General features: G+C 58.9%; 7 protein-coding genes. 6 read left to right on the top strand and 1 reads right to left on the bottom strand.

Translation table 11 applies throughout. From position 1 onward, the window contains the following. Positions 1-185: 185 nt before the first annotated feature. Positions 186-1,577 carry a deoxyribodipyrimidine photo-lyase gene (phrB, locus tag AC13DJ_RS01290; protein WP_474543807.1) on the bottom strand — a complete coding sequence of 464 codons (1,392 nt, stop codon included), beginning with the start codon at positions 1,575-1,577 and terminating at the stop codon, positions 186-188. A gap of 138 nt (positions 1,578-1,715) precedes the next feature. Between phrB and AC13DJ_RS01285 the strand changes: the two genes are divergently transcribed. From AC13DJ_RS01285 to astD, 6 genes are read left to right on the top strand one after another with little or no spacing between them, the layout of a single operon-like run. Beyond that, the gene (locus AC13DJ_RS01285) at positions 1,716-2,534 is read left to right on the top strand and encodes a hypothetical protein (RefSeq protein ID WP_094624631.1); all 819 of its coding nucleotides are present in this window, start codon (positions 1,716-1,718) and stop codon (positions 2,532-2,534) included. A gap of 23 nt (positions 2,535-2,557) precedes the next feature. Continuing rightward, a complete protein-coding gene (locus AC13DJ_RS01280) occupies positions 2,558-3,445 on the top strand; it encodes a mechanosensitive ion channel family protein (RefSeq protein ID WP_474539820.1) in 888 nt (295 codons plus the stop codon). Continuing rightward, a complete protein-coding gene (locus tag AC13DJ_RS01275) occupies positions 3,426-3,917 on the top strand; it encodes an ATP-dependent zinc protease family protein (RefSeq protein WP_474539821.1) in 492 nt (163 codons plus the stop codon). Before AC13DJ_RS01280 ends, AC13DJ_RS01275 begins: the two co-directional genes overlap by 20 nt. 2 nt (positions 3,918-3,919) lie before the next feature. Further along, entirely contained in the window at positions 3,920-4,825 is a 906-nt protein-coding gene (rimK, locus tag AC13DJ_RS01270; RefSeq protein ID WP_058091875.1) for a 30S ribosomal protein S6--L-glutamate ligase, read from the top strand. Between the two features lie 6 nt (positions 4,826-4,831). Continuing rightward, on the top strand, positions 4,832-5,899 hold the full coding sequence (locus AC13DJ_RS01265) for a succinylglutamate desuccinylase/aspartoacylase family protein (RefSeq protein ID WP_058340343.1): 1,068 nt from the start codon (positions 4,832-4,834) through the stop codon (positions 5,897-5,899). 30 nt (positions 5,900-5,929) lie between these two features. Next, entirely contained in the window at positions 5,930-7,399 is a 1,470-nt protein-coding gene (gene astD / locus AC13DJ_RS01260) for a succinylglutamate-semialdehyde dehydrogenase (protein WP_474539822.1), read from the top strand. Positions 7,400-7,401: the final 2 nt, after the last annotated feature.

The raw sequence follows: 7,401 nt of genomic DNA, 5'->3' as shown, positions 1-7,401 counted from the left end.
GGTAACGTTCATCTGAACACCTCTTGTTGTTGACCTATTGATTTTGCACATCTAATAGTGGCGCTTTGACGCCGATCTCAACAAGAGGTGTTCATCCCATCATCCATGTGGCGCTTCTGCTCCGCCATCCATGGCTCCGCAAATTTTTGGAAAGGCGAACCCAACCCCGCCCACCAGCTTCTGAGTTAGTCCTTTAGCGCCTGAAACCTTGCTATGGCTTCTTTTCGGGATTCTTTCAGGTCCACTATGGGTCTGGGGTAGCCTTTCGGGATAACGCCCCCCTTGGATGGATCATGAATCCGCTTGTTATCCAGTTTGGCCAACTCCGGCACCCACTGCCGAATAAATTCCCCTTTCGGGTCAAAGCGCTCGCTCTGTGTTACCGGGTTAAACACCCGGAAATAGGGCGCTGCATCTGTACCGGTTGAGGCACTCCACTGCCAGCCGCCGTTATTGGATGCCAGAAAACCATCCACCAGATTCTGCATAAACCAGGCCTCACCCAACCGCCAGTCTATGAACAGGTTCTTGGTGAGGAACATGGCGGTGATCATCCGTAAACGGTTATGCATCCAGCCGGTGGCTTTTAGCTGGCGCATAGCGGCATCCACAATCGGGATGCCCGTCCGGCCTTCTTTCCAGGCCTCAAAATTCTCACCGGGTTTATTCCACACCAGCGCCTCGGTTTCCTCCTTGAACGCCCTGCCCATGCTCACCCTCGGGTAGTGGTAAAGGATGTTTATGTAAAAATCCCGCCAGGCGATTTCGTTTATCCAGGTTTCGATGTCATCACCAGAAACACCGGCCTGCCGGGCAGCAATCAGGCACTGTTTGCCGGACAGTACGCCGTTGGCCAGGTATGGCGATAGCTGGCTGGTGCCGTCCAGGGCCGGGAAGTCGCGATTGTCTTTGTAGTCTTTTGCTCTCTCGGCCAGGAATTCTTCCAGCTGGTCGTGAGCGGCGTCTTCTCCGGTGGGAACCAGGGGTTCCGGTGCATCGCTGAACGGTGCGGGTAGAGTGTCGGTCTGCTCAGCCTGTACTTCAGGGCCCTGGGCTGAGGGCGCCGGGTAAAGCGTGGGCTGGGTTTCTTCAATCCAGCTGCGCCAGCGCCGTGAAAACGGGGTAAACACCGAATAGGGTTCGTTCTGCTGGGTAAGGATCTGGCCCACCGGTGCCACGGTCTGGTCACGGTATTTGTTTACCTTTATAGACAGTTCGTCCAGGCGGTCGTGAACCTGCTTGTCGCGGCGGCGTTCGTTGAGGCCGTACTCTTCGTTGAAGTGCAGGGCGGTAATGCCATGCTCTTTGCAGAAAGATTCAAGCGTGCCGAGGCTGTCGGCAAAGGTGTCGGCGTTCAGGAATGACAAGCCTATGCCCAGCCTGGCGAGCTGCCGGGCCAGGCTGTTGGCGTGTTCCAGCACAAATTGTACCCGGGCCGCAGACCAGTCGTGTTCCTGCCACTGTTTCGGGGTAACAATAAAGCAGGCACGAACGGGGTTGCCGCTGCGGCAGGCCGCGGTCAGGGCGGGGTTGTCGGCAAGGCGCAGATCGTTGCGGAACCAGACCAGCTGTGTCATTGGAACATCCATTTTGGCCAGAGGGTGAATAAGGGTAATTACACTCTTAAATCATTGGCTTGTATATTCGCTGCCGGGGCGATACTGGATTATAGTTAAACATCACGGCCTGCAATGAAAAGGAGCATTTTCCGCAGCATGAGTGTTTACCCCGAAGGCCAGCGCGATGGTGTCTGGGCACACCCGTATCAACTGGCTTCCGGCCAGACCCAGCAACACCGGTTGGGGCATACGCATTTGTGGGTCACCCTGCTGGACCAGGAGTGGCAGGTGCGTTTTGTGGTGCAGCAGCCGGAAGATTCGGCAGACCCGCTTACCTGGTTCGAGACCATCGGCCACAGCCTGCCGTCGTCGGAAATCCCTGTTCAGCGCTTCGTGCGTTCCGGTGATAACGGCGAGGTGTGTTTTATTCCCGCAATGGCCAGCCTGCCCACAGTCATCCGCCCGTCCCAGCCTTTAACGGTGCCGGCCGGTGGCCGCTGCGTGCTCTATGTGGGGACCAATCTCTGGATGAAGGTATGCGTGGGCGAAGGCCGTAGTGAGCTCACAGAAGTGCCGCTGGCGGTGCCTTCACGTACCTGGCTTGGCCGGAACTCGATGGAAGGGGAAATCTGCTACGCATCTTCCACCTATGGCCGGCTGGCCCTGGAGGCAGTACCCAAGCGGCCGTGGCGGGCGGTTACGCCAGTTACCATCATCAACCGCCGGGAAAGGCCTTTGTTGCTTGAGCGGTTCAGCCTGCCCACACCGCTGCTGTCGGTGTACCGTAACGGCCAGGGACTGCTCTGGACGCCGGGGATAACCGTCGAATGCGAAACGGATATGAACTCCGCCAGCCTGCGAATTGATCAATCGGCACCGCAGGCTGCCGGTGAATGCGAGTTGCTGGCACCGGCCAGGGAAAAACTCGCCAAGGGCCGGAGACTGGTGCGTGCGTTTGATCATATATTCGGTTAATCACGGCACAGGGAGCCGAGAAGGTGCTTGAAACGTTACAGACAACCATCGCACAGGTGATCGGAAGTATTGCCTGGGGCAAGTGGCTTTCGGCGGGCTTTTTGCTGGTGCTGGGTATTGTGCTGGCCACCTTTGTTGCCCGCAGTGTCGGCCGCCTGGTAGAAACCAGGACAACCCGCCATCACCAGGTGATGATCCGGCGGGTGTTCTTTTACCTGGTGTTTCTACTGTTTGCCGTTGCCGCGCTCAGGGAAGCCGGCTTCTCCCTGGAAGTGGTGCTGGGCGCCGCCGGTATTCTCACGGTCGCTATCGGCTTTGCCTCCCAGACCTCCGCCTCCAACATCATCAGTGGCCTGTTCCTGGTGATGGAAAAGCCGTTCGAGATTGGTGACACCATCGAGGTGGATGCCACCATCGGGGAAGTGGTAGCAATCGACCTGCTCAGCGTAAAGCTCAGGACGGCCGACAACCTGTACGTGCGCATACCCAACGAAACCCTCATCAAAACCCGGGTGATCAACCGCTCCCGCTTTCCAATCCGCCGGATCGACCTGGTTCTGGGCATCGCCTACGCGGAGGACGTGGAAAAAGTGCGGGATTTGCTGCTGGAACTGGCGCAGCAGAACACTGTGTGCCTGGAAGAGCCGAAACCTTTTGTTCTGGTTACCGGGTTTGGGGCGTCTTCCGTCGATTTACAGTTCTCCTTCTGGGTGCCCAGAGGAGAATTCCTTGATGGCCGGGGCAGCATGATGATTGCCGTCAAAAAAGCCCTGGACGAGCACGGCATCGAAATACCTTTCCCCCATACCAGCGTGTATGCCGGTAGTCATTCCGAGCCCTTCCGGGTGCAATTGATGGCCCCGGAACAACAAAAAGATAAGGATTCCCCGGATGTCGACAGAAACGACTGAAGTGATCAAAACCACTCCGCCCACCGAAGCTGAAAACAAGGTGCCACTTGGCTGGCGCGAATGGGTGGGCCTGCCGGACCTCGGCATTGGCCGGATCAAGGCCAAGGTAGATACCGGCGCGCGCACCTCGTGCCTGCACACTTTCCGGACCGAACCCTACACTGAAAACGGCGAGCGCCGGGTGAAGTTCTGGGTGCACCCGATACAGAACGACCTGCACCATGTGGTGGAATGCGACGCCCGGGTGCTGGATGAACGCACCGTGTCGGATTCCGGTGGCCACAAAGAACAACGGCTGGTGATCGAAACCACCCTGGTACTGGGTGACGAGAGCTGGCCCATTGAAATGACCTTAACCAACCGGGACTCCATGCGGTTCCGGATGTTGCTGGGGCGCACTGCCATGGCGGGGCGAACCACCATTTATCCCGAAGCTTCTTACCTTGCCGGCAAGCCGGCACCAAGGAACTGATTATGAAAATTGCGGTACTGTCGCGAAACCGTCACCTGTATTCCACCCGTCGCCTGGTGGAGGAAGGCATCAATCGTGGCCACGAAGTGAAGGTGATAGACGCGCTGCATTGCTCCATGAACATCACGTCTGCCAACCCGCTGATCCATTACCACGAAGAAGTGCTGGAAGACTTCGATGTGGTGATTCCGCGAATCGGCGCCTCGGTCACCTTTTACGGCACCGCGGTACTGCGCCAGTTCGAGATGATGGGTGTATTTCCACTCAACGAATCGGTGGCCATTACCCGCTCCCGTGACAAGCTGCGTTCCCTGCAGCTGCTGGCCCGTAAGGGCGTGGGCATGCCGGTAACCGGGTTTGCCAACAAACCGGACAACGTGCCGGAGCTGCTGAAGATGGTGGGTGGCGCGCCGGTGGTCATCAAACTGCTGCAGGGTACCCAGGGCATTGGTGTGGTGCTGGCGGAAACCCGCAAAGCGGCGGAGTCTGTGATTGAAGCCTTTATGGGCCTGAAAGCCGACATCCTGGTGCAGGAATTTATCAAGGAAGCCGGCGGTGCCGACATCCGCTGCTTTGTCATCGGCGACAAGGTTATCGCCGCCATGAAGCGCCAGGGCGCGGAAGGCGAATTCCGCTCGAACCTGCACCGGGGCGGCACCGCATCTCTGGTACGGATTACCCCGGAAGAGCGCCGCACCGCCATTACCGCTGCCAAGGCCATGGGTCTGAACGTGGCCGGTGTGGATTTGCTGCGCTCCAGCCGGGGCCCGCTGGTGATGGAAGTGAACTCCTCGCCGGGCCTGGAAGGCATCGAGAATGCTACGGGCAAGAACGTGGCCGGCATGATCATCAACTGGACTGAAAAGAACTACAAACCCTGGAAAACCAAGACCCGGGGCAGAGGATAAGCGCGCATGGCAAGAGCACCGTTCGAGATTGCCGGAGTACAGGTAAAGCCGGGTACCCGTGTGACTGTGGAAGTTCCGGTAGCCAAACTCTACACCCACACCCCGCTGCATATTCCGGTGGAAGTGGTGCACGGCCGCCGTGACGGGCCTGTTCTGATGGTGTGTGGAGCCATTCATGGCGACGAGATCAACGGTGTGGAAATCATCCGCCGGGTACTGAAGAACGGCGCCTTGCGGCACCTTCGGGGCACCCTGGTGGCGGTGCCGATCGTCAATATTTTCGGCTTTGTGCAGCGCACCCGCTACCTGCCGGACCGGCGTGACCTGAACCGGTGTTTCCCCGGCAGCGAGAGCGGTTCGCTGGGTGGCCGTATTGCCTACCTGCTGCGTACCCAGATCATGGAAAACGTGACCCATATTATCGACCTGCACACCGGGGCCATTCACCGGTTCAACCTGCCGCAGATCCGCGCCGAGCTGAAAAACCCGGAAACTTCCCGCATGGCAGACGCCTTTGGTGCGCCGATCATTATCAATGCCGGTTTGCGGGAAGGCAGCCTGCGGGCCTACGCCGATTCGCTGGATATTCCGGTGATCACCTTTGAAGGTGGCGAAGCCCTGCGCTTTGATGATGTAGTGATTGCCAGCGGCGTAAAAGGCATCATCCGGGTGATGCGCGAGCTGGAAATGGTGCCCGCCAAGAAAGGCCCGAAAGCGCCGAAAAAACGCTCGGAAACCGCTGCGAACTCACAGTGGGTGCGGGCAGATATGGACGGCATCATGCGTCCGGTGGCCAGCCTTGGCCAGAAAGTGCGTAAAGGCCAGAAGCTGGCCATGGTGGCGGACCCCTTCGGCGAAACCGAAGTGGCCATTACCTCGCCCTGTTCCGGCATTGTTATCTGCGTGAATAACCTGCCGCTGGTGAACGAGGGCGAAGCCATCTACCACATCGCCCGTTTTGACGAGCTGGGTGAGGCAGAAAAAGCCATGGACTATTTCCGAAGCTCGTTCGAGAGTGAAGTATCGGAAGACGCAGTGGTGCCCGTACACCCGTGGGATGAACTGCAGAAATAGTTGTGATGGCCGCCAAAAGGAGTGCCAGATATGACATTACCGGTTCTTATCAATAACCAGTGGCAAAAAGGCAACGGGCCTTCGCTATCTTCCCTGAACCCGGCCACGGGAGAAGTGCTCTGGCAGGGTAATGCGGCCGATGAGGCCCAGGTGGCGAGTGCCGTAGAGGCCGCCCGGGCGGCCAGCACCGGATGGTCCCGGGCCGGGTTTGAGCATCGGGTGGCCATAGCCCGCCGTTTTGGCGAGCTGCTGGGCGACAATAAAGAAGCCATGGCCCGCTGTATCGCCTCGGAAACCGGAAAGCCCTTCTGGGAAGCCCTGACCGAAGTGGCGGCCATGATGGGCAAAATCGAAATCTCGGTGAAAGCCTACAATGAGCGTACCGGCCAGCGCAGCACCGATATGCCGGGCGCAAAGGCCGTACTTCGGCATAAGCCCCACGGCGTGGTTGCGGTATTTGGCCCCTATAACTTCCCCGGCCACCTGCCCAACGGGCATATTGTTCCGGCCCTGATTGCCGGCAACACGGTGGTGTTCAAGCCCAGCGAGCAGACGCCGGCCGTCGCCGGCAAAACAGCCGAGCTGTGGCTTGAAGCCGGGTTGCCTGCCGGAGTGCTGAACCTGGTGCAGGGCGCCAGGGAAACCGGCATCGCCCTGGCCAATCATCCGGATATTGATGGCCTGTTCTTTACCGGCAGCTCCCCGACCGGAGAAATTCTGCATCGGCAATTTGCCGGCAACCCGGGCAAAATCCTGGCCCTGGAAATGGGCGGCAACAACCCGCTGATTGTGGATGACACCGTAGACGTTACCGCCGCCGTGCACGAAACCATCCAGTCTGCCTACATTACCTCCGGCCAACGCTGCACCTGTGCCCGACGGCTGATGGTGCCGGCAGGAGAGTGGGGCGACAACTTTCTGAATGCCCTGGCCCGGGCCGTGGAAGCGGTCCAGGTGGGTGGCGCCTTTGACGAGCCGGCGCCGTTTATGGGCAGTGTCATTTCCGAAGCAGCCGCGCAGGGTGTGCTTGAGGCCCAGAGCCGGCTGCTGGAACTCGGTGGCCGTGCACTGGTAGCGAGCTGGCACCTGAAACCCGGCACAGGCCTGCTGTCACCGGGGCTGATTGATGTCACCGCTGCCGTGAATATGCCCGACGAAGAGATCTTCGGGCCGGTACTTCAGGTTTACCGCTACCGGGACTTTGACGAAGCGATTCGACAGGCCAACAACACTCGTTTCGGGCTGTCCGCCGGTTTATTCAGTGAAAGCCGGGAGCGCTTTGAAGATTTCTACGACCGGATTCGGGCCGGTATCGTTAACTGGAACAAACAGCTGACCGGTGCTTCCAGTGCCGCGCCCTTCGGTGGCATCGGCGCCAGCGGAAACCACCGTGCCAGTGCTTACTATGCGGCAGACTACTGCTCGTATCCGGTGGCGGGTATTGAGGCAGACAAACTGGCGTTGCCGGCCAGCCTGTCGCCCGGCCTTAAAATCATTTAAAC

Source organism: Marinobacter sp. L-46 (assembly GCF_056859535.1).
This window is presented reverse-complemented; position numbering and strand designations above follow the sequence as displayed.

Bases quoted from the DNA above. Each gene is read 5' to 3' on its own strand.
- phrB (WP_474543807.1), bottom strand. From the start codon at position 1,577: ATGACACAGCTGGTCTGGTTCCGCAACGATCTGCGCCTTGCCGACAAC.
- AC13DJ_RS01285 (WP_094624631.1), top strand. From the start codon at position 1,716: ATGAGTGTTTACCCCGAAGGCCAGCGCGATGGTGTCTGGGCACACCCG.
- AC13DJ_RS01275 (WP_474539821.1), top strand. From the start codon at position 3,426: ATGTCGACAGAAACGACTGAAGTGATCAAAACCACTCCGCCCACCGAA.
- rimK (WP_058091875.1), top strand. From the start codon at position 3,920: ATGAAAATTGCGGTACTGTCGCGAAACCGTCACCTGTATTCCACCCGT.
- AC13DJ_RS01265 (WP_058340343.1), top strand. From the start codon at position 4,832: ATGGCAAGAGCACCGTTCGAGATTGCCGGAGTACAGGTAAAGCCGGGT.
- astD (WP_474539822.1), top strand. From the start codon at position 5,930: ATGACATTACCGGTTCTTATCAATAACCAGTGGCAAAAAGGCAACGGG.